Source organism: Pseudomonas sp. BP11-1-1, from assembly GCF_052112105.1.
GTDB lineage: Bacteria > Pseudomonadota > Gammaproteobacteria > Pseudomonadales > Pseudomonadaceae > Aquipseudomonas > Aquipseudomonas alvandae.
Genome location: NZ_JAUTYU010000003.1, coordinates 15,411 through 38,430, shown reverse-complemented (window position 1 = coordinate 38,430; position 23,020 = coordinate 15,411). Strand labels below are relative to the sequence as shown.

Annotated in this window: 17 protein-coding genes; 5 read left to right on the top strand and 12 right to left on the bottom strand. The window is 56.5% G+C overall.

Annotation, left to right across the window (positions count from 1 at the left end; genetic code table 11):
• Positions 1–21: 21 nt before the first annotated feature.
• The 5 genes from Q7C33_RS06945 to Q7C33_RS06925 all read right to left on the bottom strand — a co-directional run bounded on the left by Q7C33_RS06945 (position 22) and on the right by Q7C33_RS06925 (position 6,264).
• Positions 22–1,734, bottom strand: a complete 1,713-nt coding sequence (locus tag Q7C33_RS06945) for a phytoene desaturase family protein (RefSeq protein ID WP_217859821.1) — start codon at positions 1,732–1,734, stop codon at positions 22–24.
• A 77-nt stretch (positions 1,735–1,811) separates the two neighbouring features.
• Positions 1,812–2,252 (bottom strand): hypothetical protein, encoded by a 441-nt coding sequence (locus Q7C33_RS06940; protein ID WP_046062112.1) that lies wholly within the window; start codon positions 2,250–2,252, stop codon positions 1,812–1,814.
• Between the two features lie 2 nt (positions 2,253–2,254).
• The gene (locus Q7C33_RS06935) at positions 2,255–3,604 is read right to left on the bottom strand and encodes an aspartate aminotransferase family protein (protein WP_407683051.1); all 1,350 of its coding nucleotides are present in this window, start codon (positions 3,602–3,604) and stop codon (positions 2,255–2,257) included.
• Between the two features lie 4 nt (positions 3,605–3,608).
• On the bottom strand, positions 3,609–4,673 hold the full coding sequence (locus tag Q7C33_RS06930; protein WP_407683050.1) for a phosphotransferase: 1,065 nt from the start codon (positions 4,671–4,673) through the stop codon (positions 3,609–3,611).
• A gap of 145 nt (positions 4,674–4,818) precedes the next feature.
• Positions 4,819–6,264, bottom strand: a complete 1,446-nt coding sequence (locus tag Q7C33_RS06925; protein WP_281112936.1) for a gamma-aminobutyraldehyde dehydrogenase — start codon at positions 6,262–6,264, stop codon at positions 4,819–4,821.
• A 131-nt stretch (positions 6,265–6,395) separates the two neighbouring features.
• Between Q7C33_RS06925 and pdxR the strand changes: the two genes are divergently transcribed.
• Positions 6,396–7,910: a MocR-like pyridoxine biosynthesis transcription factor PdxR gene (pdxR, locus tag Q7C33_RS06920; RefSeq protein WP_407683049.1), complete on the top strand. Its 1,515-nt coding sequence runs from the start codon at positions 6,396–6,398 to the stop codon at positions 7,908–7,910.
• 267 nt (positions 7,911–8,177) lie between these two features.
• On the opposite strand, the gene Q7C33_RS06915 is transcribed toward pdxR, so the two are convergent.
• The 3 genes from Q7C33_RS06915 to Q7C33_RS06905 all read right to left on the bottom strand — a co-directional run bounded on the left by Q7C33_RS06915 (position 8,178) and on the right by Q7C33_RS06905 (position 12,381).
• On the bottom strand, positions 8,178–9,128 hold the full coding sequence (locus Q7C33_RS06915) for a C-terminal binding protein (protein ID WP_310360259.1): 951 nt from the start codon (positions 9,126–9,128) through the stop codon (positions 8,178–8,180).
• A 67-nt stretch (positions 9,129–9,195) separates the two neighbouring features.
• A complete protein-coding gene (locus Q7C33_RS06910) occupies positions 9,196–10,656 on the bottom strand; it encodes an APC family permease (protein WP_310360262.1) in 1,461 nt (486 codons plus the stop codon).
• 192 nt (positions 10,657–10,848) lie between these two features.
• Positions 10,849–12,381 carry an aldehyde dehydrogenase family protein gene (locus Q7C33_RS06905; protein WP_310360265.1) on the bottom strand — a complete coding sequence of 511 codons (1,533 nt, stop codon included), beginning with the start codon at positions 12,379–12,381 and terminating at the stop codon, positions 10,849–10,851.
• 364 nt (positions 12,382–12,745) lie between these two features.
• Between Q7C33_RS06905 and Q7C33_RS06900 the strand changes: the two genes are divergently transcribed.
• The 3 genes from Q7C33_RS06900 (at position 12,746) to Q7C33_RS06890 (ending at position 16,254) form a co-directional block, all read left to right on the top strand.
• Complete coding sequence (locus Q7C33_RS06900) at positions 12,746–13,999, top strand: aspartate aminotransferase family protein (RefSeq protein ID WP_407683048.1); 1,254 nt, start codon at positions 12,746–12,748, stop codon at positions 13,997–13,999.
• Positions 14,000–14,117: 118 nt separating this feature from the next.
• Positions 14,118–15,239 carry an LLM class flavin-dependent oxidoreductase gene (locus Q7C33_RS06895; RefSeq protein ID WP_281112930.1) on the top strand — a complete coding sequence of 374 codons (1,122 nt, stop codon included), beginning with the start codon at positions 14,118–14,120 and terminating at the stop codon, positions 15,237–15,239.
• Positions 15,240–15,369: 130 nt separating this feature from the next.
• Entirely contained in the window at positions 15,370–16,254 is an 885-nt protein-coding gene (locus tag Q7C33_RS06890; protein WP_407683047.1) for a fumarylacetoacetate hydrolase family protein, read from the top strand.
• Positions 16,255–16,323: 69 nt separating this feature from the next.
• Here the strand turns inward: Q7C33_RS06890 and Q7C33_RS06885 are convergent, their stop codons facing one another.
• From Q7C33_RS06885 to Q7C33_RS06870, 4 genes are all read right to left on the bottom strand, one after another.
• A complete protein-coding gene (locus tag Q7C33_RS06885; protein ID WP_407683046.1) occupies positions 16,324–18,147 on the bottom strand; it encodes a sigma-54-dependent Fis family transcriptional regulator in 1,824 nt (607 codons plus the stop codon).
• A 276-nt stretch (positions 18,148–18,423) separates the two neighbouring features.
• The gene (locus Q7C33_RS06880; RefSeq protein ID WP_407683045.1) at positions 18,424–19,173 is read right to left on the bottom strand and encodes an SDR family NAD(P)-dependent oxidoreductase; all 750 of its coding nucleotides are present in this window, start codon (positions 19,171–19,173) and stop codon (positions 18,424–18,426) included.
• A gap of 132 nt (positions 19,174–19,305) precedes the next feature.
• Positions 19,306–21,441 carry a methyl-accepting chemotaxis protein gene (locus Q7C33_RS06875; protein ID WP_407683044.1) on the bottom strand — a complete coding sequence of 712 codons (2,136 nt, stop codon included), beginning with the start codon at positions 21,439–21,441 and terminating at the stop codon, positions 19,306–19,308.
• A gap of 57 nt (positions 21,442–21,498) precedes the next feature.
• On the bottom strand, positions 21,499–21,969 hold the full coding sequence (locus Q7C33_RS06870) for a 6,7-dimethyl-8-ribityllumazine synthase (RefSeq protein ID WP_046061887.1): 471 nt from the start codon (positions 21,967–21,969) through the stop codon (positions 21,499–21,501).
• Positions 21,970–22,479: 510 nt separating this feature from the next.
• Between Q7C33_RS06870 and Q7C33_RS06865 the strand changes: the two genes are divergently transcribed.
• Entirely contained in the window at positions 22,480–23,001 is a 522-nt protein-coding gene (locus tag Q7C33_RS06865) for a flavin reductase family protein (RefSeq protein WP_281112925.1), read from the top strand.
• Positions 23,002–23,020: the final 19 nt, after the last annotated feature.

The window sequence follows — 23,020 nt, the reverse complement described above, 5'->3', positions numbered from 1 at the left end:
ACACGCCGTACACAATCGCTGTCACTTGCTCAGGCGTTCGGTCAGGCTTCGAAAAATGCGCGACCTGGCGACCTGATAGCCGAGGCGTTGCCCGACATCCGTTTTCAACAAATTGCCAATCAGCCCGTTATCCGCCTTGAGCACCTTTCGCCCCGCTGCCGTATCGGTTTGCCCGGCCAGGTCGGCAAGGATGCGTTGCGCCGCGTTGTGCCCGGGCATACCACTGACACCGCCGCCGGGATGGCTGCCGGAACCACAAAGGTAATAACCGGGAACCGGCGTCCGGTAATGCGCGGCCGCTTTGATGGGGCGATTGTCGAAGAGGTTGTCCAGGCCGATCATGGACTGGTGGAAGATGTTTCCACGGGTGATGTGATAATCGCGATGCAGATCCAGTGGGGTGATCACATGGCGAGCGAGAATGTGATTGCGCATATTCGGTGCATAGCGGAAATAGATCTCCAGCACCTTGTCAGCCCATTCTTCCTTGCGTGTGTCCCAATCGCCATGGGCCAGGTCAAATGGCAATTGCTGCACCCCCAACGAGAGCGTATGCGTACCTGGCTGGCTCACCAGTCCCGGGTGGGTCACAGAGGGAATCAGCGCCTCAACCACCATGTCATCTGGAAACTCTCCACGCTGCTGTGCTTGCCAGGCCATTTCATACAGGGCCGGGGATGGGCCGAGAATGTTCAAACCCTGATGCTGGGGCCCCAGCTTGCCGCCCGGAAAGCCGACATAATCCGGCAGCGCGTCCACCAGCAGGTGAATACGCGCCATGGAGCCGCGCTGATCAATCTCCTTGGCATCGGCTGCCGCCGCCTCTGGTAGCGCCCCATCGGGTAACAACCCCACCAAAGAGCGAGTCGGGTCTGCACCGGAGATGACTAGTGGCGCTCGAATCTGCTCGCCCGAGGCCAGCAGAACCCCCACTGCCTTACCTTCTTCAATCAACACCTGCTGGATGGTCGTACTCGTTTCAACCCTTCCACCGAATGCTTGCAAGGCGCTAACCAGCGATTCACTGATCATGCCCATCCCGCCTTTCGGCAGGCCATAACGACCGAACTGACCTTCGAACTCTCCCAGTGCGTGATAGCCATAGACATAAGCAGTGCCTGGCGTGGTTGGACTTCCCCACGTGGAGACCAACCCCATGAACATCATGAAACCGCGAAGACGATCAGACTCTATGTAGTCCTTCAGCAGGTCCTCGGCCGAAGCCGTCATGAACGCGTCGTACAGCGCGCTTTCACCGGCGTCGTCAAAGATTGCTTTCAAGCGTTGTTGAGTTGGCGGGTCGCTGAGCTGGATCTCATGCGTCAGCTCACCGAAACGCTTGAGCCGCGTGGCGAAACGCATGAAGTTGGCGCCATCGGCCTTGTTGTGCTCTTCGATCGAACGCAGGGTCTTGTCGATCTCCTGCCAGAACATCACCCGATCGCCGTCATCCCATAGCGCCATTTCCTGCAAGCCCGGAGCCACTGACTCGAGGCCATATTTTTTCAGTTCCAGGTCGTCGACCACTTCCTGTCGAAACATCATCTGAATGTACGAGCAAGAAGAGAAAATAGCGCCCGGTATCAGTTCTTCACTGGTACAGGCGCCACCCACAATCGGCCTGGCCTCCAACACCAATACCTTGAGGCCCGCCCTGGCCAGATAGTTTGCACACACCAGCCCGTTATGGCCGGCACCGATGATCAGGGCGTCAAGATCGTTATGCTTACTCACGGCGTCATTCCATCTGAATGTGAAATCGAGTGCCTGCCCACCTGCACGGTGAACAGGCCGCCTGCACGGCCAGCGACTCAGGCCGGCAGCACCAACTTGAACAACTGGTGATCAGTGAAGGTGTCATCCGGGTGACCGACAAAATTGCCCGTCACAATGCCGGTCGCACCTTCGAATCGGCCACCACCACGAATCACACGCCAAGCGATCGAACCAGTGCTGTAGCCGCTTGCCAGCACTTTGAACTGGCCTGGCATGACCGTTTCAACATCGAGATAACTGTCGATCCCAGGGAAGTCGACTCGACCGGTTTCCCAACTTTGCTCCCCCCGCACGGTCACCACCGTATCGAAGTGCGCGACACCGGTCGGCACCTGCAACGCCCCTTCGCCCTGCACGTCCGCCAATGGATCAAGTGCAAGAATCAGACCCTGGGCACGGGACCGTACGACACCGGTGGCGTGGCCGATGGCTTCGGCCTTGCCAGTGAAGTAGATCAGCATGGAATAGGTTTTCATCATCAACCTCTCACACCAGTGGTTTTGCTCAGTTCAGCCATGACGTCGGCCAGAATGTCGAGGAAGTACGCGGCGTTGTCAGCGGTGAATGGCAACGGAGGGCGGATCTTCAGCACATTGCCTAACGGACTGGAAGCGCTGATCAATACGTTATGCTCGCGCAATTTGTTGACCACATGCATGGCCAGTTCCTCGTGCGGTTCTTTGGTAAGCGGGTCTTTGACGAACTCGGCGCCGATGAACAGACCCGCCCCCCGGACATCACCGATAACCGGATATTCCTTGGCCAGATCACGCAGACCGGCACGCAATACTTCACCGACTACAAGAGAATTCTTCTGCAGGCTTTCCGCTTCGATCACCTCCAATACCGCCATCGCCGCGGCGGTGGAAACCGGATTACCGCCAAAGGTATTGAAGTAGCGCGCGGTCGTTGCAAAACGGGTCAGCAGTTCCGGTTTAGCCACCACACCACCGATGGGAAGACCGTTGCCCATTGGCTTGCCCATGATCACCAGGTCTGGCACGACACCGTGACGCTGGAAGCCCCAAAACGTATCACCAGTACGCGCGAAACCAGGCTGTACCTCGTCAGCGATGAACAGCCCGCCAGCCCGGCGGACAGCTTCGACGGCCTTGACCAGAAAACCACGCGGGTCGGAGAAGACACCATCACTGGAGAATATGGTGTCTGTCACCAGCGCAGCCGGACGGATGCCGTGACGCAGCATGTCCGCGATTGCCGCTTCAACCGACTCGGCGAACGCGTCGCCGACGTCCTTGTCGCCCGCACGATAGGCATCCGGTGCCGGGACCAGGCGCACCATACTGCCCAGCGCCACGCCCTCACCCAAAGACGGAGACATCTCGGCAATCGCAGCAGTAATGCCGTGGTAGGCGTTTTCAGTCACGATGATGCCAGTATTACCGGTATGACAACGCGCGATTCGTACCGCAAGGTCCGATGACTCACTGCCGGTGCATGTAAACATGACGTTCGCCAATTCCTCGGGGAAAGTAGCGATAAGCTTTTCGGCGTAGGTCAGTACAGTGTCGTACAGATAACGGGTATGGGTATTAAGCAGTGCCATCTGTTTGGAAACCGCCTCCACGACATGAGGATGGCAATGTCCTACCGAAGGCACGTTGTTGTACACATCCAGGTACGGCGTGTTGTGCGAGTCGTACATCCATACGCCTTCAGCACGGATGAAGTGCACAGGCTTCTCATAGAACAACTTGTAGGACGGGCCCAGCACCTTTGCGCGTCGTTTGAGCAGTTGTTCGATCACTGGATCCAGGCCATGAGCCTGAGCAGGATCGAATGAGTTAATCATCAATGGACGATTCATTATTTCACTCCAGGTTGCATGCTTTGCGAAGAATGGATTGGGCATCCGCTCGGCTGACTTGCGCCAATCGCTGGAGCCCGTACCAGGCAACGCCTGTGTTCTTGAGGATGTAATGACGGTTTGCGGGATATAGACGTGCCCGAAACTCGGTGATCGCAATCGCAGTACACAGACGCGTGATAATCAGGTCATAAAGCAGGTCCACTTCCTCAAGCAGGAGCGGTAGCACGCGGTGATAGGCCCCAAGCATCTCGGCCACTTTGCTCAACGGGTGGTCGCCATTGGTGTGATAACTGGCGGCGATAGCGATGTCGTTGATCAACTGGGTCGCCACCATGTCGCCAAAATCGAGGATGCCCGAGACTTCATCATGGCGCCCCTCATCCATTAGGATGTTGTGTGGATTGAAGTCGGCATGAACCACCTGGCTGCGCATGTTGATAAGGCGGGAGTAGACGACTTCGTCGAAATAATCGAAGCCTGCCCGAACCAGATCCCAGGGTTTATTGCCATCGGCATGCTGCGTTGATGGCAGCATCTCCCGGCAAGCTGCCGCTTGCTGAATGTCCCACGCCAGGACTCGATCAGCACCCGGGTGATTGAAGCCACGCAGCGCTAACCCAAGCTCGGCCAGACTGATGCCGATGTTGCGCAACTGGGCTTGCGAGCTGATACTTTTCGGCAAAGCCAAGCCGTCCAAAAACGAAGTCATCCAGATAATTCGTCTTGGATTGTCACCCACTTTCGCCTCAAAGGACGTTTCACCGCTAAGCGACGCAATCAATAGAGGAACTGGAATATGCGGTGCGCGTTCGGCCAGCCAGGCCAGCGCTTGAATCTGCATATCGATGGTCGCGTGATCATCTGCAGGGTTCGACATCCGCAGGATGTACTGCAAGCCGTCGACTGAAAAAACATGGAACAGCTCGTCACGCTCACAACTGATTCGCGTGCATCGGACACTCTTGCCATACCGGCCCAGAACAAGCGCTTCGACGTCCGCCAAAGGCGTCTCTTCGACAGCGGTCGTCATGTTGCTCAGTGATAACGAAAGACCGTTAATAGTCATTGGATATGCTGCCTAATGCTATTCAGGACCCGTTTTCGAAGCACAGACCAGCCGTGACCTGACAAACAGGTCGCTCTGCAGTGCGTTCATAAGAGTCCCGAATCTCGAATATCGGGAGTACCCCCGCCGGAACGGGGGCGTCATATCATTCGAAGTTCATCATGACGTGACGAACGACCGTGTAGTCTTCCAGGCAATAGATCGACTGATCCTTGCCATAACCAGACATCTTCATGCCTCCATGAGGCATTTCGCTAAGGAGGGTGAAGTGTTGATTGACCCAGGTGGTGCCGTATTGCAGGCGAGCGCTGACCTTGGCAGCGGTCTTGGCATCACGGGTCCAGACTGACGAAGCCAGGCCATAGCGGCTGTCATTTGCCCAGCCAATGACCTGATCGACATCCTGGAAGGAGGTCACTGAAACCACGGGCCCAAATACTTCACGCTGGACGATTTCGTCGGTTTGCAAGGCTCCGACGACGAGGGTCGGCTCGTAGTAGAAACCATTACCCGCCACATGCTTGCCACCCGTGATGACCTGGATATGCGGCTGATCCTTCGCACGGTCGACAAAACCTGCAACGCGTTCACGCTGTCGGGCGCTGATCAGCGGACCGAGCTCTGTACCGGCCTGGTCGGTCGGCCCGAGCTTGATTGAGCACACGGCCTCCTTGAGGGCCGCGACGAGGGTGTCGTGGACGCTTTCATGCACGTAGATTCGGCAAGCAGCGCAGCAATCCTGACCGGCGTTATAGAAGCCAGCCGAGCGTACAGTGGTAACCACCGCCTCCAGGTCCGCGTCGGCCATCACGATCACCGGCGCCTTGCCGCCCAGCTCGAGATGGGTGCGTTTGAGATTGCCAGTCGCCGCTTGCAGGACTTTCTGGCCGGTGGTGACATCACCAGTGATGGACATCATGTTGATGTCCGGGTGTTCACCCAGGGCCTGACCGACCGTTTGCCCGCGTCCGGTGACGATATTGACCACACCAGGTGGCAGCATCTCGGCAAGGATACTGCCCAGTTTCAATGCGGTGAGCGGGGTGTTTTCCGACGGTTTCATCACCACGGTATTACCCACGGCAATCGGCGCGAAAATCTTCCACGTGGCCATGGCCAGCGGGAAGTTCCAGGGAGCAATGGCCCCGACCACCCCAACCGGGTCACGACGAATGATGCTCGTATGGTTGGCTGCGTACTCACCGGCCGCCAGCCCGGTCAGGCAACGCGCCGCGCCAGCAAAAAAGCGAATGTTGTCGACCACGCCCGGGATCTCATCCTCAAGCATGCGCTCGTAGGGCTTGCCCACGTTCAACGATTCTATTTGGGCAAAAGCGGCGCCTTCCTGTTCGATTCGATCGGCAATTTTCAGCAGCAGCGCCGAGCGTTTTCCTGGGGGCAACTGCGACCAGGCCGGGAACGCCTTGCGAGCGGCTGCCACCGCGTTATCAATCTGTTCAAGGCTGGCTTCCGGCACTTCTCCCAGCACTCGACCGGTGGCCGGGTTCACCAGCGTTTCCGCGTGGCCTTCGCCGCGAACCAGCTTGCCGTCGATCAACAGATCAATCACGAACTCTTGTGTAGTGCTCATAGTTACTCTCACGCTCGTCTGTAAAAACTGTGGCAGGGCAACCAGCACGTCACGACCCGGCTGCGCTCCTCGTTACAGACAAACTATGACAATATGGACTGAGCCCCTATGTCCAATCGGAACTAGTTGTTATGTCCACTTTTGACCCCAATTTACTGTCTGACCTGATTCTCGCCACGCTGAAGGAAAGCAGTGGAATATCGCTGCAACGGCAAATCTACAAAGTGGTGCAGCAAGCGATCCTTGACGCGCGGCTGGCCCCGGGTCATCGCCTGCCTGCAACTCGCGCGCTGGCCAAAGAATTGAAGGTCTCACGCATGACCGTCACCTTGGCCTACGACAAACTGGGCGCCGAGGGATACATCGTCAGCACTCATGGCAGCGGCAGTTTCGTAGCCAATATTCACCCTGCCGTCAGCCGGGTACAGATGGCAACGGAGCTTTCAGCGTCTGATGACAGACCAGGACTGTCACGCCGGGCGGTCGAACTGGTGGGTGGGACTCACGGTGCGACAGAGCATGAAGGGGCATTCGTCCCGGGTGTTGCCGATACCACCAACTTCCCCTTCCATATCTGGCAACGCATGCAGAATCGATACGCCAAGAAGCCCTTCTCGGCGCTGACCGGCTACAGCAGCGACGGTGGTTATCTGCCTCTGCGTCAGGCCCTGGCGGAGTACTTGCAGATATCGCGCTCAGTAAAATGCAGCCCGCACCAGATCCTGATCACGATGGGAACGAATCAGTCCCTGGACTTGTGCGCGCATATGCTGGCCGACACGGGCGACGTCGCACTGATCGAGGAGCCCTGCAACTGGAGCACGGCACTTATTTGGAAAGCGGCAAGTCTGAGAGTAGTGCCTGTTCCGATCGATGAGGATGGTGTCGCTGCTCAGCTCTTTCCTTTTCAGAAAACCAAGCCTGAAGACCTGCCAAAATTACTCTTCACGACACCGTCGCACCAATACCCGATGGGGGGCTCGATGGGCTTGCATCGGCGGCGACTGTTAATTGAGTTGGCCAGGGAACACAACTTCTGGATTATTGAAGACGACTACGACAGCGAGTTCCGTTATGACTCCAGCCCCCTGCCCTCTCTGCAGGGACTGGATGAACATGAGCGGGTCATCTATCTGGGCACCTTTAGCAAGGTGATGTACCCAGGATTGCGAATGAGCTATCTGGTGGTGCCCGAAGCACTCGCCGACGCCTTCGCCAGTGGCCTGACTCAGTTGTACCGCCCAGGCCAGCTTGGACTTCAGGCCGCCATGGCCGACTTCATCGGCGAGGGTTATTTCGCGACCCATATCAGAAGAATGCGGGGCATTTACGCTGAGCGTCAGCGCGAACTGAAACGTGCGTTGAACGAACACTTTGGTGACACCATAACGGTGTCAACCGGTAACACCGGCCTACACCTGACCATACAGTTCACCTCCAACATCGACCTCGCCAGAATGACAGCAGAAGCCAGAACGAGAGGCGTATATCTGCGCGATATAAGCCTCTATCACCAACTGCCGCATTCCATCAAAGGTTATGTACTGGGTTATGGAGGAGTCAGGACGAATGATATAGAACCCGCCGTCAAAAAGATGGCTGAGGCCTATGCGGTAGCAAAAAAAAACAAGGACCAGGCATGCTGAATATACAAGGCGTGGAACGCTGCCAACATCATGTACTGGCCGGCTCCCGGCTGAGGCGATGTAAATTGCGTCACGATTATGCCGAACAGAGGAAACACGCTTGGAACCTGTTGCCTGACAAGCGTCCCCACAATCCTAACAACAAAAAGCTACCTCCTCAGATAGTTCACCGAGACGCCCGACACGCCCCGGCTACTGGGATGGTGCTCGCGATCTGCACGTACCTCCACCAGAATAGGCGCTGAGCCACGCCGACATCAGAGTCGATTAACTCACTACATCAGGCAGTACTTCGCCAACCAACGCGCGACGGGCACGCTCCACTGCACCGTCTTGCAGTGCCCCCAGGGAAGTGTTCGAGCGCCAGGCGATATGCGGGGTCAAGATCACGTTGGGAGCGTTACGTAAGGCGTTATCCGCCGGCAACGGTTCCTTGGCGAACACGTCCAGGGCCGCACCGGCGATGTGACCTTCATGCAGCGCTGCGGCGAGCGCTGGCTCGTCGATCAGCCCACCTCGGGATACGTTTATGATCACCGAGCCTTTGCGCATGCGCTTGAGCACTGCAGCGTTGATCATGTTACGGGTGTCGGCGTTAAGGGGAAGGTGCAGTGAAACCACGTCCGACTGCTCGAGCACTTCTTCGAGTGAAGCCTGGGTCACGTTGTCGAATGTGGCAAAAGGATCATAGGCTTTCACACGAGTCCCCAGCGCGGCCCACCAGCCGGCCGTTAGGCGACCAATCCGGCCCATGCCGACAATACCCACATCCATGTTGGCAAGCTTCGGTGTGTCATAGGCAATCGTGCCCGCCCAACCACCTCTCTCGATCGAGGCCTGGCCTTGAGGCAAACGGCGAGCCAGTGCAATGCCCATCGCCAGCGCATGTGCGGCCACTTCTTCAGAAGAGGCGTCCGGAACGATCGACACCGGAATGTTGAGGCGGTTTGCAGCGTTGACGTCGATGTTGTCGTAGCCCATGCCGTAACGAACAACCGCCTTGCATCGTGTCATGCGCGAAAACTCGGTTTCGTTCACCTTGCCGTACGGAGTCACCATGACGATAACAGCATTCGTCATCCCCTCGGTGAAGGCTTGTTGATCAGCGGCAGCCACCAGTTCAAGGCCGAATTGGTTAGCCAATGCCAGCTCACGCTCAAGGTGCGGAAATTGGTGAGGGGCAATTAAAAGAGTTCCGTTGGAAATAGCCAAAGGCATCGCTCTAATCCTTATTTTTTAGAGTTCGAAAGAAGCCTCACCGCTACGCGGATGAGGCCCGGTTAAGTCAGTCGATTCGACGGCCTATACGGTCATAAATGACAGAGCCACGACGTTTGAAATAAAAGGCGAGCACAATGCCAGCGATGATGGACAGGTAGGTCAAACCAACCAGCCCCCACATCACAGCTGACGGAGCATCGATTAACAGTTCAATGTTCATCGACGCAGTGACCAGAACTACACCTATACCGAAAGCAGCTATCAAGGGAGCATAAAAAATCTTCCACTTTGTCCCCCCCTGAGCGTCCCTTTTGAAGAACACCAAGACAGCAATCGACGTCATGAACAGCAGCAACAACATTCCGTAGAACGCGATTCCCGCTGCCGCGCCATAAAGCGAAAGATCCTTGCCTCCCGTCGCGATCAACGCCAGCAGTGCCAACAGCCCCGCAGCCCCAACAGCCATTGCCGAACGATAGGGAGAACCGTGTTTAGGATGAACAGCGGCAAAATATTTCGGCAGAACCCCGTCCACACTCAGCGAGTGGGTGTAGCGCGAAAGAATGTTCTGCAACGCGAGGGTGGAGGCAAACATACTGGTGACGATTAATACGTTGACAACCTGATTGGCGAACACGCCTACATATTTTAAGACTGCATCAGGCATCATCGTCGCTGGATTGGCCTGAGCCGCCGCGACAGCATTACTGGCACCAGACGCCAGGATCAGTCCGTAGGACGATATGGCATAGAACACGCCTAGAAAGATGATCGCCAGATAGGTCGCACGCGGGATTGTTTTGAGCGGGTCCCGAACCTCGTCCCGATAGATGGCCGTGGCTTCAAAACCGTTGAACAGACCAACGCTGAACAACAGCAGCAAACCCAGCTTGGGCGTCACAAGGCTCGCCGGGTTCCATGGCTCCAGTGCATAGCCTTCAGGTCCGCCATTGGAAATCACGGCGACGTCGAAGATAACGATTGCAATGATTTCAAGCACTAGAAGTGCCGACAGCACTTTGGCCGAAAATTCCACGTTGAAGTAACTCATAGCCCATACAACCAACAGCATGGCCAACGACCATACCCACCAGGAGATCGCAGCGGTGGGGACAAAGCTGGCAATCAGGTTGTTAACGGCAACACCAGCGAATACCAGCGCAGCGATAATGTTGAAGCCATAGGTCACAAGTGCGAGGAAAGACCCACCCAGTCCCATGGGACGTCCTAGGCCTTCGGTTATGTAGGTATAAAACGCCCCGGGTCGTGGAACCCTCCGGGTCATGTTGGTGAAGCCAGTCGCAAACATGATCATCAATATCGTGACACCCAAGAACGCGATAGGTACCCCAATGCCAAAACTGATATTGAAGGACAAAAATCCGCAAACAACACCCAGTGGCGCCGAAAATGCAAGTACGGTGAACATGAGATCGAGCGTTCCCATGTTGCCCTTGAGTTTGTAACCGGGTGCAGCTTCCTTCGCGTCGCCTGAAGCGAGTTTCAAACTTTCTATAGCGTTCATCTTTGATTTTCCTGTTGGCATTTTTATAATGTAAAAAATTTATAGGCAGGAGAAATACGAGCACGACTTTGTGAAGCATCCAAAGATATGGCTGATTTTTGTTTTATGTCATGAGCCGCAATTCGCGGCTCATGACGTGGCAAACCTGAAGCTATTGAAAACACATACCGCACCCAGATTTAAGAGCGGTTTTCACTCTAAGAGCAAACCTGCCAAATCTTTCACCGTTTTACGGCTTTGCTGGCGTGCAAATTGCTGCACATACCATTTGCCAAGCGCCTGTTTGCCCGTGGAACCACTGGCTTTCCAGCCGCCGAACGTTTGCGGACCTGGCCACCATCCTGTGGTCGCGTGTCCTGGTACATTAACGTCCACGCAACCGGCTTCTATCTCACGCAGAAACGTGCGCGCTTCTTCCATATCTCCGGTATAGATGCCCGCGGTAAGGCCCATCGACGTCGCGTTGGCTGCGGTCATAGCATCTTCAAAACTGTCGACTTTGCTGATCGAAACCAGCGGCAGGAAGTACTCAGTAACTGCCAGTTCATGTTCAGCGGGCATGCCCGAGATTACCGTGGCCTCCACAAAGTAACCTTCTTGTTCCAGCACTTGGCCTCCGTCAACGCGATAGCCGCCGGCTTTAGCCCGCTCCACAACTTGCTTGAAACGCTGGACGGCGCGCTGGTTCACCAGTGGACCGCCGAAACTGTCTTTTACAGCTGGTTCGGCGATCACTACTTTCTGACGACGCTCGGCGACCAGTTCAACCAGGCGCTCGTAGGCCTTGGGTGTTGCAATCACACGGGAAAGCGCACTGCATTTTTGCCCTACCAGGTCGAACGCCGAGAACACGATTCCGTCAGCCGCCATTTCCAGATCAGCGGTGTCCGTGACAATCACAGGATTCTTGCCGCCCATTTCGGCGATTACCGGGCGTGGATAAGGGCCGCAGTTGAACTGTCGAATGATCTCCTGGCCCACGGCCACGGAACCCGTGAAGGACATGCCATCGACATTGCTCGCAACCAGCACACGTCCCGGTTCGTCGGCGCCGTGGATGATATTGACCAACCCTACGGGCAGGTCCATCGCCTCACACATTTCATACACGGCGTGGCAAGACCACGGGCCATCATGAGTTGCTTTGATCACCATCCCATTGCCAGCGATGATAGCGGCAATGGTAGGCCCGGCCGCCTGCACGATCGGGTAGTTGAACGGCGTAATAAACCCAAACACACCGTACGGACGAAGCACGGAGGCATTCGCGAACCCTGCGGGATCTGCCTCCCGCTCATCCTCAAAAGCACCCGGACGGCCCGCGTATTCAGTATAGAACTTCAGTATTTCCAACACTTCCGTAGCTTCGGCACGGGCGCCGGCACGGGTTTTACCAATTTCAACCGCTACGCGAACAGTCCAGTCGTCGATCTTGCCAGCAACGTAATCCAGCGCCTTGGCAACTCGTGCAATACGCTCCTTCAGCGGAACCTTGACCCATTCACGTTGCGCTTCGCGGCTCTTCTCGACTGCCAAGTGAACCAACTCGGCCGGCGCATCATGGCAACCGGAAACAATCACCGAAGGAAAGCTTGGGTCCTCACGCTTGAGCAGCGCACCGTCGAAGTACTTCTTACCCGCGATCACATGCGGAACTATCGTAGGCGGCTTGGCGCGTTGAGCCGCGACGGCGTTGGCGAAAAACTCATGGTTGGCGGTAGTCATCATCATCCTCGTACCAAAGGAATGGACACTCGGTCGAGTGTTCACTTGGTAATCAGGCTACCCACAAAGTCCCGCCTCAACTGTCCCAACCTGAGACATAAGCGTAACCGTTTGTTAACTATATATTTTTTCCAAAACCCCTCTTGCAGCATGCTTGCTCAAGTCTTCCTACGTAATTGAACATCGCTGCAAAAAGATAACGGCAACCGTCATCCTTGAATGCATACCCAAAGACGCACACCGCCTCGCCGCCGATCGCACCTTGTCCCAACTCGGCACAGTTAGACGTTTTAAGCCGAAGTTAGTCTAGCCCCACGATGTCGACCACTTAGGGTCATTCTTCTCAGGAGACGGGCGGACTATCATGGCAAGCAATAACGACAACCACAGCCTCAACCAGGATCCTCAACTTCGTCGTGGCTCAAAGGGTTTCCCCCTTCTGCCCGGCGGCTACGGCCGGTCCACTTACTATCTGGGTGCGCCCACTCCCTACGCCGTTCGCGGCGAAGGGTACAAGGTATGGGATGACCGTGGTCGCGAACTAATTGATGCCAACAACAACTTCACAACTTTGATCCACGGCAACGCCCACCCCGCGCTAGTCGAGGCGGCCAGCCGGGTGATCAAGAACGGCAGCTGCTGGGGTATTCCGAACAAGCAGGAATGGGAACACGCGGAGTTGCTGCTGGCGCGTCTGCCGGGGCTGGATCAGGTTCGCTACACCAACTCCGGCACTGAAGCGGTCATGACTGCCGTTCGCGTGGCACGTGGCGTAACCGGGCGTGATGGCATCATCATGATGCAGAACGGATACCACGGTTCTTCCGACCTGGCACTGTGCACAGGCGGCCCGCAATATCGCCGAGGCGTTCCGGCAGGCGTTTCCAATGATGTCACGCTGGTCGCTTTCAATGACCTTGCAGCCCTTGAAGAAGCCGTGGCTGCAAGACCGGATTACTTCGCGGCAATCATCATCGACGTACTCCCCAACCGCGCCGGATTGATCGCCGCCACACCGGAGTTCATCAAGGGTGCCCGCGCCCTGGCCTCGCGCTACGGCGTGGTATTGATCATTGATGAAGTCATCAGCCTGCGCCTTGGCTTTAACGGTGCCTGCACCGAATATGGCATTACCCCTGACCTGCTTACCACCGGCAAGCTGATTGGTGGCGGCTTCCCAGTAGGTGCATTCGCCGGCCGCGAAGAGTTGATGCGCCACCTTGACCCGACCGGCCCGAGCCCGCTTCCACAAGCCGGGACCTTTTCCGGGAACCCAGTGAGCATGGCGGCCGGCGCAGAGTCACTGCGTCTGCTGACATCCGACGTCATCGGTTCAATGAACGCATTGGGCGATGAAGCCCGCCTGGCCATTGCGGATCGCGTTGACGCACTGGGTTGGGAGGTTCGCGGCAAGGGCTCGTTGTTCCGCCCATTCCCCAAGACGGGAATCGCGTATACGGCTGAGCTGCAACACAAATTGTGGTGGGCAGCGTATGACCGTGGCGTGCTGCTCTCCCCGGCCAACTTGATCGCGCTTTCCTCACCAATGACTCAAGCGGTGGTCAACGACCTGGCGGATCGCCTGACGGATGCCATCAGCTTCGTCGCCAATAACTAATCCTCGATAACACCTGGGCCCGCAAAAAAGGCCCGGGCGACCTGCGCCTCGTTCAACGTCGAGCGGGCGCCCGCGCAAGCTCAATCACGTTGTAACTCACAATAAGTTGGAGGTTTTTATGGATATCGGTCTCTTCATGGTGCCATTTCGCGCACCACAGACCAGCCTGAAAGATGGCTACGAATGGGACATGCAAGTCATTCGCTGGGCAGATGAGTTTGGTTTATCCGAAGTGTGGGTAGCCGAGCACAGCACCATGCGCTGGGAGCCCGTCTGTTCGCCTGAGCTTTACCTTGCGGCTGCGCTTGCGCAAACCAAGCGAATCAAGCTCGCCACCGGCGCCAACGTGCCGGCGAACCACAACCCGGTTGCCCTGGCTCACCGGCTGATGCAACTGGACCACATGTCCCAGGGCCGTCTAATCGTCGGTCTGGGCGCGGGCGCTTACCCTTCCGATCACAAGATACACGGCAACACCAACCCTCCCGAGAAAATGGCTGAAGCCGTAGATATCATGCGTGCAATCTGGGAGAACAAAGGGCCATTCAAGTACGAAGGCAAATACTGGCAATTCGAAGTTCCCGAGTACGACGAAATTCAGCAAGGGCCATTCTTTGAACCCTTTCAGAAACCGCACCCACCACTGGCGATGGCCGGCCTGAGCCCGAATTCGAAGACGCTGACCGAGGCCGGCCGCAACGGTTATCTGCCGATGAGCTTCAACGTGGGCCGCGAATACCTGGCCGGTCACTGGTACCGCTACATGCAGGGTGCGGAAGCGGCTGGCAAGGTCGCTGACCGAAACCAATGGCGAATCGCCCATAACATCCTGGTAGCCGACACCGATGAAGAAGCGATCGACATGGCCGTCAACGGTGCGATGGGGCAGGCGTATCGCGAATGGCTGCTACCAGGCTACGAGCGCGGCGGGTTCCTGCCAGTGATGGTTCCAGAACTGGGTAAAGTGACAGCGAATGACATCGACATTGAATACCTGGCGCGAGAGAAGTGGCTTGTCGGCTCTCCGGACACCATCGTGAAAAAACTGCAACGTGATCTGGATGCATCCGGTGGCTTCGGCACCCTGATCCACTTCTCGTTCGACTACCTCGATCAGCGTGAAAAATACCGCCGTCACTTCGAACTTTTGGGCACCGAAGTGCTGCCTCGCATCAAGGGCATCGTGCACAAAACCGAGAAACTTGCGGACTTGAAGCGCCCTGCTGGCATCACCGATTGATAACCGCGACGAGGGGTGCTTGCACTCCTCGTTGCCTGCGTCACTCGCCTTTTGCTCGGTACGCAGGCAAACCACACCAACGCGCCGGACGCGAACCTGGCTACAGCACTTCTCTTATCAAGGTAAACAAATGAAGCTGGTAAATTACGAAAGCCAAGGCAGGTTGCAGCCAGGCATCCTGATTGACGAGCACGTGTTCGACACCAAACGATTGCTCACTGCCATAGGCGAAGACGCCCCCGCACAGCTTACCAATCGCCAACTGTTGACCCAGTGGCAGGGCAAGCTGGCGGCGCTGGAAGAACACGTTGTCAAATCGGCCAGGGCCAACCCGGAAACTGCAGTTGGCCAAATCGGCAAACTGCGCCTGGGCCCACCTATTCATGATTCCAGCAAAGTATTGTGTGTAGGCCTAAACTACCGCGATCACGTGGCTGAAACCGGTCGAAAACTGCCGAGCGCTCCCGACATTTTCTGCAAGTTCAACACCTCGCTGATCGGCGCCACGGATGATATCGCCTGCACAAGCCTCACCCCAAATCTGGACTTCGAAGGTGAACTGGCGGTGGTGATCGGTAAGCCATGCCGTAATGTAAAACCGGAAGAGGCACTTGACTATGTGGCCGGCCTGACCGTGCTGAATGACACCTCCGCCCGCGACCTTCAACTGCGCGGCACGCAGTGGACTCCAGGCAAAGCAATCGACGGTTCGACACCTTGTGGTCCTGCCCTGGTGACCCTGAACGAAATCAGTAACCCCCAAGAGCTGGATATTCAGACGCGGGTCAACGGCAAGGTGATGCAATCTTCCAACACCAGCTATCAGATCTTCTCGATCGCTGACGTGGTTTCGTTTATTTCAAGCTTTCTCGAACTATCACCCGGCGACATCATTGCGACGGGCACCCCTGAAGGCATCGGCAGCAAACGTACTCCGCCATTCTGGCTGAAGGCCGGCGACGTGGTTGAGGTAGAAATCAGCGAAGTGGGGCGTCTGCTCAACGTAGTACGCTAATGCTTGATGAAAATAGTCCCGGACTTGTGCCGGGACTATTTTCATTGTGTTGATGTAATGATGAAACCGTCAGGAACGGACCTCGATCTCAAAGCCTCGTACAGTGTATGAATCTATCTTGCGATACAGTGTCGATCGCCCTATCCGAAGTATCTCGGCAGCACGTAGCCGATTTCCCCCCGCCTCGATCAGCGCCTCTCGAATTTGATCCAGTTCAGCTCTTTGCAAGCGACTGAGCCGAATCCGCGCCAGCGCGCGACGATGCACTTCTGTCAGATCGTCCAGCCTGACCTCAGTCCCTGTCGCTTTGAGTGCCGCTGCCTCGACAACCTCCTTGAGCTGCCGGATATTACCGGGCCACTCGGCCCCCGCCAGCACCTCAAGCAGGCGTGACGATACACGACGTGGTTGAGGCGACACATCGAGGAAATGGTCGACCAGCAACGGGATGTCATCGCGGCGAATACGCAATGAAGGCATCTGAATTTCAATGCCCTGCATACTGGAAATCAACGGGAGCATATCGTCAGTCACGGTGGCGAACGTCATGAACACCTTGGGTTGCTCCAGCCCCGAAAGCAATAACGTCAGTTGGTCCCTGAACAGCGTCGGCAAACTGTCTATGCGATGAAAAACCACCACGCCACCGTTGGCCAAGTCATCGGAAACTTGTTGGATGTCCAGCGGGTTATCCAAGGACAATGCAGTGCATTGATGTGTACGGATAGGCGCTCCCACTCGACCAGCCAGCGCATTGGCCAATAACAGCTTGCCGGTACCGGCCTCACCGACGATATAGGCCGAGATCCCCCTGGCCGCAGCGGTCGCGGCGCCCTCGATGGCCCGCTTGAAGGGTGAACTGTTACCAATCAGTTGCTCGAATTGCCCCTTGCTCTCCGTGCTCCGAGACAACCGATTGCGGGAGGAGCGCCCTTCAGACTTGCGCAAACGCATGACAGCGCCCGCATCTCCATCACCACCATCGACCGGCCGGGCTTGCAGGAATAGCTTTTTTTCCAGACCGAAACTGATCTCGCGCTCGATAGGCTCGTTGCAATGCCGAATCTCTTGGGCATAACCCGCCAACACTGCATAGTCACTCTGATCAAGCATCTGCATCGCGCTGCGGCTGGCGATGGTGGTCTTTCCGTCCATCGCGATCACCGCATCGGTGCCCCGCTTGCGTACTTCACGCAGATACTCGGACAACAGCAACTGCTCACGCGCAGCCAGGCTCGCGGCCAACGTACTGTTGATCTGGGATGCCGCCCCCTGAAGGATCAGCAGAATCGAACGTGGATCCATACCGATCACGAGTCGCTCGGGAAACGCAAGGCTCAGGACGCCGCGAATAGAGCGCCGCAGCGGGTCGCGGATCGGTACCGAGGTGCAATACATATCTTGCAGTGCATCATTGAAGTGCTCGGCGCCCCAAACCTGGACGGCACCACCTTCCTCAATCGCCGTGCCCTCCGAATTCGTGCCGATCTGATCTTCGGACATGCAGCCTCCCAGGATCGGGAAACTCTTCTCTGCACGCTTAACCATCATTGGGTCGCCACGAAAATCAGCGATGGTCCCCATTGAATCGGCCAGGGTCACAATGCCTTGTGACTCCACACACAAGCGTTCAAGCTCTTCTAGAATGGGCCGTGCCGTTTGTAGAATCCTGTCGTCCAGGTGCGGCTTGGCGACCAGTTCCATGGTTTTTTGAGCAGGGCTGACCTGACATAGCGCGCTGCGTTGCCACGATCTTGCGATTACCGGGCGTAACGTGGACAAGTCGGTATGCAGGGGATCGCATAGGAATTTTTCTCTGAGCGTGATAATGGCAGATTTAGTAAGTGAACCTGCGGCAACTTCGTGCCGCTTGTTAGTTATTTTAGGGTTCATATCAATTCTCCGCTCTTGAGAGGCAAGCAAGGCAGTGCAGACCGGCTTTACGCTTGGCGCAGACCTCAAGGGTGTACCGTCCCCCTCAAGTTCCTGATGAATTGCTCCTCTGCCTAGGTTGAGTTAAACGTCCGCTGACGCTATTCGTCAGAACCCTTCGCAAGTATTCGTTGGGGATGAAACGAGTGGCTGTTGGCGGACGCTGAACCCGAGTAGCTGGCGAAGTGATCTATGAGCAATTGTGATGCCAGACCACACAAGGCCGGTTTGTCTCTATTACTGAGCGGTATAGCCGCCGTCGATGTACAGCTCGGTACCCGTTACGTAGCTCGCCTCATCACAGGCCAGGTACAGCACGCCGTAACTGACTTCTTCTGGACGTGCACCTCGGCCCATAGGCGTAGCGGCTGCGAAGGCATTATTGGATTCGACGCCCTCTTCTTCTGCCATCGGAGTCATTACCAGACCTGGGCAAATCGAATTGACGCGAATGTTGTCCTTCACATATTGCATCGCAGCCGCTTTAGTCATCATGCGCACAGCGCCCTTGGAGGCCTGATAGGAGAAGGAGCCTGCTCCGCCCACCTGGCCGTTGATGGAGCAAACGTTGACGATGGAGCCACCACCGGCACGTTGCATGGCCGGCACCGCGTGCTTGATACCGAGGAAAACCCCCTGCTGGTTGATCGCCGTCAGTTTGGTCCAGGCGCTGAGCTCTTCCTCGTGAGCGCCTTTCATGGAACCAACGATGCCGGCATTGTTCAGCAGAATATCTACCCGTCCCCAGCGCGCTTCGGCCTCTTTGACGACAGCGATCCAATCAGCCTCGGAGGTCACATCCATGTGGAGATAATGAACATCGTAGCCGGCATCACGCAATTCCTGCGCCACCGCCGAACCGGGGGCATCGAGCACATCGGTCATCAACACCTTTGCACCTTCGGAAGCGAACAACCGCGTGTGAGCTTCGCCTTGACCACGCGCTGCACCGGTAATAATTGTCACCTTGCCCAAAACTCTATTCATGATTCTCTCCGTTGTTATTAATGGGTTCGCGCCCAGGAATTGTTACTTGCGTCACCTTAGCGCTCTGTCGAGAATGCCGACTGTGTCATTTAGGTACAGACGTCTAAGCCCGGCGGCAAGCGTTCGCGGCACTCAGACCTTGAAGTGCTCCATCAGCCGCATCTGCTCGACCGTCAACACATTCAACTGACCGGTGATCTGCGCCGATTGGCTAGCCTGACGGGTCAAGGACTCCGTCACACGACGGATGTTGGCAACGTTGCGGTTGACCTCTTCAGCGACCGCACCCTGCTCTTCGGCGGCGCTCGCAATTTGCAGGTTCATGCTAGTGATGACGGTAACTGCTTCACCGATACGATCCAGAGCCTTGAGTGCCTTGTGACTACTTTGTGCATTGTCCTGGGTCTTGCTGTGACTGTTGTGCATCAGTGTGACGACGCCACGGGTGCGATCCTGGACCTGCTCAACGACGTGACGGATTTCTTCGACTGAGTCCTGGGTGCGTCGTGCGAGAGCCCTCACCTCATCGGCCACCACAGCGAACCCACGTCCACTGTCACCTGCCCTCGCCGCTTCGATGGCTGCGTTCAATGCCAGCAAATTTGTCTGCTCCGCGATGCCCCGGATGACATCCAGCACCGAGCCGATCTGCTCGCTGCTGACCGCCAGTGCCTCAACCTGGACCACCACGCGGCTTATCTCTTCACACAGGTTGGTAACCTCAGCCGTACTGTGACGGATGATCGCCATCCCATCCTGAGCCTCATTATCCGCGACCTGGGCGGCAGTGGCTGCACTTGACGCATTGGTGGCAACGTCCAGCGCGGTGGCGCTCATTTCATTCGATGCGGTAGCTACCTGGTCGATTTCCCGAAACTGAACCTGCATGCCTTCGCTTGTTTCACGGGTGACTGTCGAGGACTGGTCGGCGGCAGTTCGGATTTCAATAATGCTTTGCTTGATCCGGGCGACGGTGGGTTGCAATTTGTCCAGAAAACGATTGAACCCGCTCGCCAGCTCACCGAGCTCATCTCGCTCGACGTAATCCAGGCGACGCGTCAGATCGCCATCACCGGTGGCAATCTCCTTGAGCATCTGTGCCACCGAGTTGATTGGACGAATCACACCAGAGGCCATCAGCCATATCAGCGTCAACCCAATCAAAGCTGCAACGAAGCCAACCAACACCGTATTCGTCACCCCTCGAGCCTGCGCGTCGTTCAGTTGCCGCTGCACCGCGAGCGTGTCTTCGAGCAGCACCTGTCGGGGCACGCCCAGGAGCACATTCCAAGGCATTACACCTTCTGCCACATTCAAAGGGATCGTCGCACGAATCTCTCCCTCGCTCTCGACCACCGCGGTGCCATCTTTTGCCAGATCCTGCACCTTGCCACCCATGTCGGGCGGCAAAGGTGCACCAATGGCTGCGGGATCGACACTGTCCGCCGCAACGACGCCATCGGCGGATGTCACAATGATGTAGCTCTGACCTCCAAACAGACCCGCAGCACTCTTATGTACCCCGGCTTGCAGCGCCGCCAGCGATAGATCGACCCCGACGACGGCCACCACAACGCCATTGACGATGACGGGCATCGATATCGACGTAAGCAGTGCTTTTTCACCGTTGACGGTGTCGTTATAGGGCGATTGCACGCATAGCTGCCGCGTCGTTTTCGGACAAACGAACCAGTTGTTGTAGGGAACACCGCTGGCATTCAGGTCGGTTTTCACTAGATCCGCTTCTGCAATAGTCGAATTCACCGAACTCCCGCCGTAGCGACTCCATTGAGCGGTGAAGCGCCCGGTGTCGTTTCCGCTGTGAGTTGCATCTCCCACAAAAACGGCATCTTGACCATCCAGTGAATCTGGCTCGAAGACGATCCACAGCCCTTGCAAGCCGAGTGCGGTGTTGCGTTCATACAGCTTTTTCACGCTATCGTTGAGCAACTCACGCAATACTGCGGGATTACCGCCGTGTCGCTTCCACCCTTCACTCTGGGCGGTGACTTGATCGGCCAGCGACGTCAGCAGTATCTGGCTCTGACGAAAATAACTGCCCAACACGGCCGTCTGTTCAGACGCCTTGGCCTGAAGCAAGGTCTTAGCGCCCTGGATCATCGCGCGCTCGCTGGCTTGGGCGACTAGCGAATTATTCACGCTGGAAAAGTGGATATTCATGGCCACCACCACAGCAACTATGCCGAGCAGGCACAAGCCTGCCAATACAACAATTTTGAGGCGAATAGAGCCAGTATTGAGAGACATGTTTTTCCCGATGACGACAGCCGGACGGATTGATGAGCAACCACCTCAAAGACTTTTCTAGACAGGCCACAACCGTTCAAGAAACTGTCTGAGAGCGGGTAGAGAAGCCTTCAGCTTGCTGATTTGCAGCACTGCATCAGCCGCTTGCCGCCCCTTAGCATGGAAATGTTCGAGCATGACCTGATGCTGTTGCGCATTCTCGGGAGCAGCCTTGGGACACGCGAGTATCGATAACACCAGCACGCCGGTATCCAGCCCTACCCGCATCAAGCCGTTGGTCACGGACTGAGAAAGAAAATGGCCGTGTTGCCACGCGGGGTCTTCCTCGACGTAACCTGCGGCGACAATCACCTTGTAATCGCCCGTTCTGGCTAGGTCCATCGCCACATTGGGAACTGCGAACAGGTCAGACACGACAAATGACGCAATCCGTTCTATGGGAACTTTCTCGCGAAACCCATCGAAGGCCTGCTGAACGAATTCCTCGTGTGCGCCCGCTTTGATAAATGCATAGACAGCATTCTTCATGGCGTTTGGTTCCGTCTTGTTTTTTTGTCTGGACGCACTTGCAACGCTGCCAGATGCCTCTGTGCCCAAAGGCCCGTCAGCCCCCGGACAAACCTCCAGGAACATGGCAGCGTAACAACGTGCTCGGCCAAGTCTCGGGGATCACGACAGCAAAAAACTGTCCCATCTTGAGTCACTTACAGATCGCGCCGACAGCGGCAACGCATGGTCCCGCGTGGGAACGCATGCAACGCCCGCCTCCTATCCGCACTCAACGCGCTACAACCCTCGTTGGCTCAAGTTGGGACAGTTTGACTATTCGTTTGTGAGAGAACCTGAGATCAGAGCAACCCGCCCCTCTGGTAACGAACTCCTGAGTCGAGAGGGGCAGAGATGAATCCCGAACCCTGTACCGGCTGGCGGCCATACAACAACGCGCCGCCAGTTTTGATCATGTGATTTTCATGACAGCTAAACAGCGCTTCGGCGCGAACAAATGCACAACCCTGCCAAGCCTGTGGAGATAGAAAAATGTCAGAGCTACAAAGTGCTAGCCATTCCAACTCAGGGGTCGATAAAACCCTGTTCCTGCATGCCATGTCGATTCTGCCAGGCCCGGTTTCGCTGGTAACGACAGGTGAAGGGGAAAACCGCATGGGCCTTACCGTCTCGGCGCTGTGCAGTCTCTCGGCTGAGCCGCCGTCGCTGATCGTGTGCGTGAATAAAAATGCCAGTGCCCATGATGACCTGCTGTCACGGGGCACGTTCGGCGTTAACGTACTCAAACCTGATCAAGCCGACTTCGCCACACTGTTCACACAGCGCGGCGTAGATCGCTTCGCCAGTTCCGAATGGATTCAACGCGTCACCGGCGCGCCCCTGCTGGGCAGCGCGCTAATCGCATTCGATTGCAGGCTGGAGCGCTCTATCGATGGTTTCTCCCACACCATTCTCATCGGCTCCATCGCCGATATCGTGGTAACGCCAGAGGCTCCATCGGAGTGCCTAGTCTGGCACCAACGCCGTTACCGCACCTGTGCAGAGATTGCCTGATCACCGCTTCACACTGTGA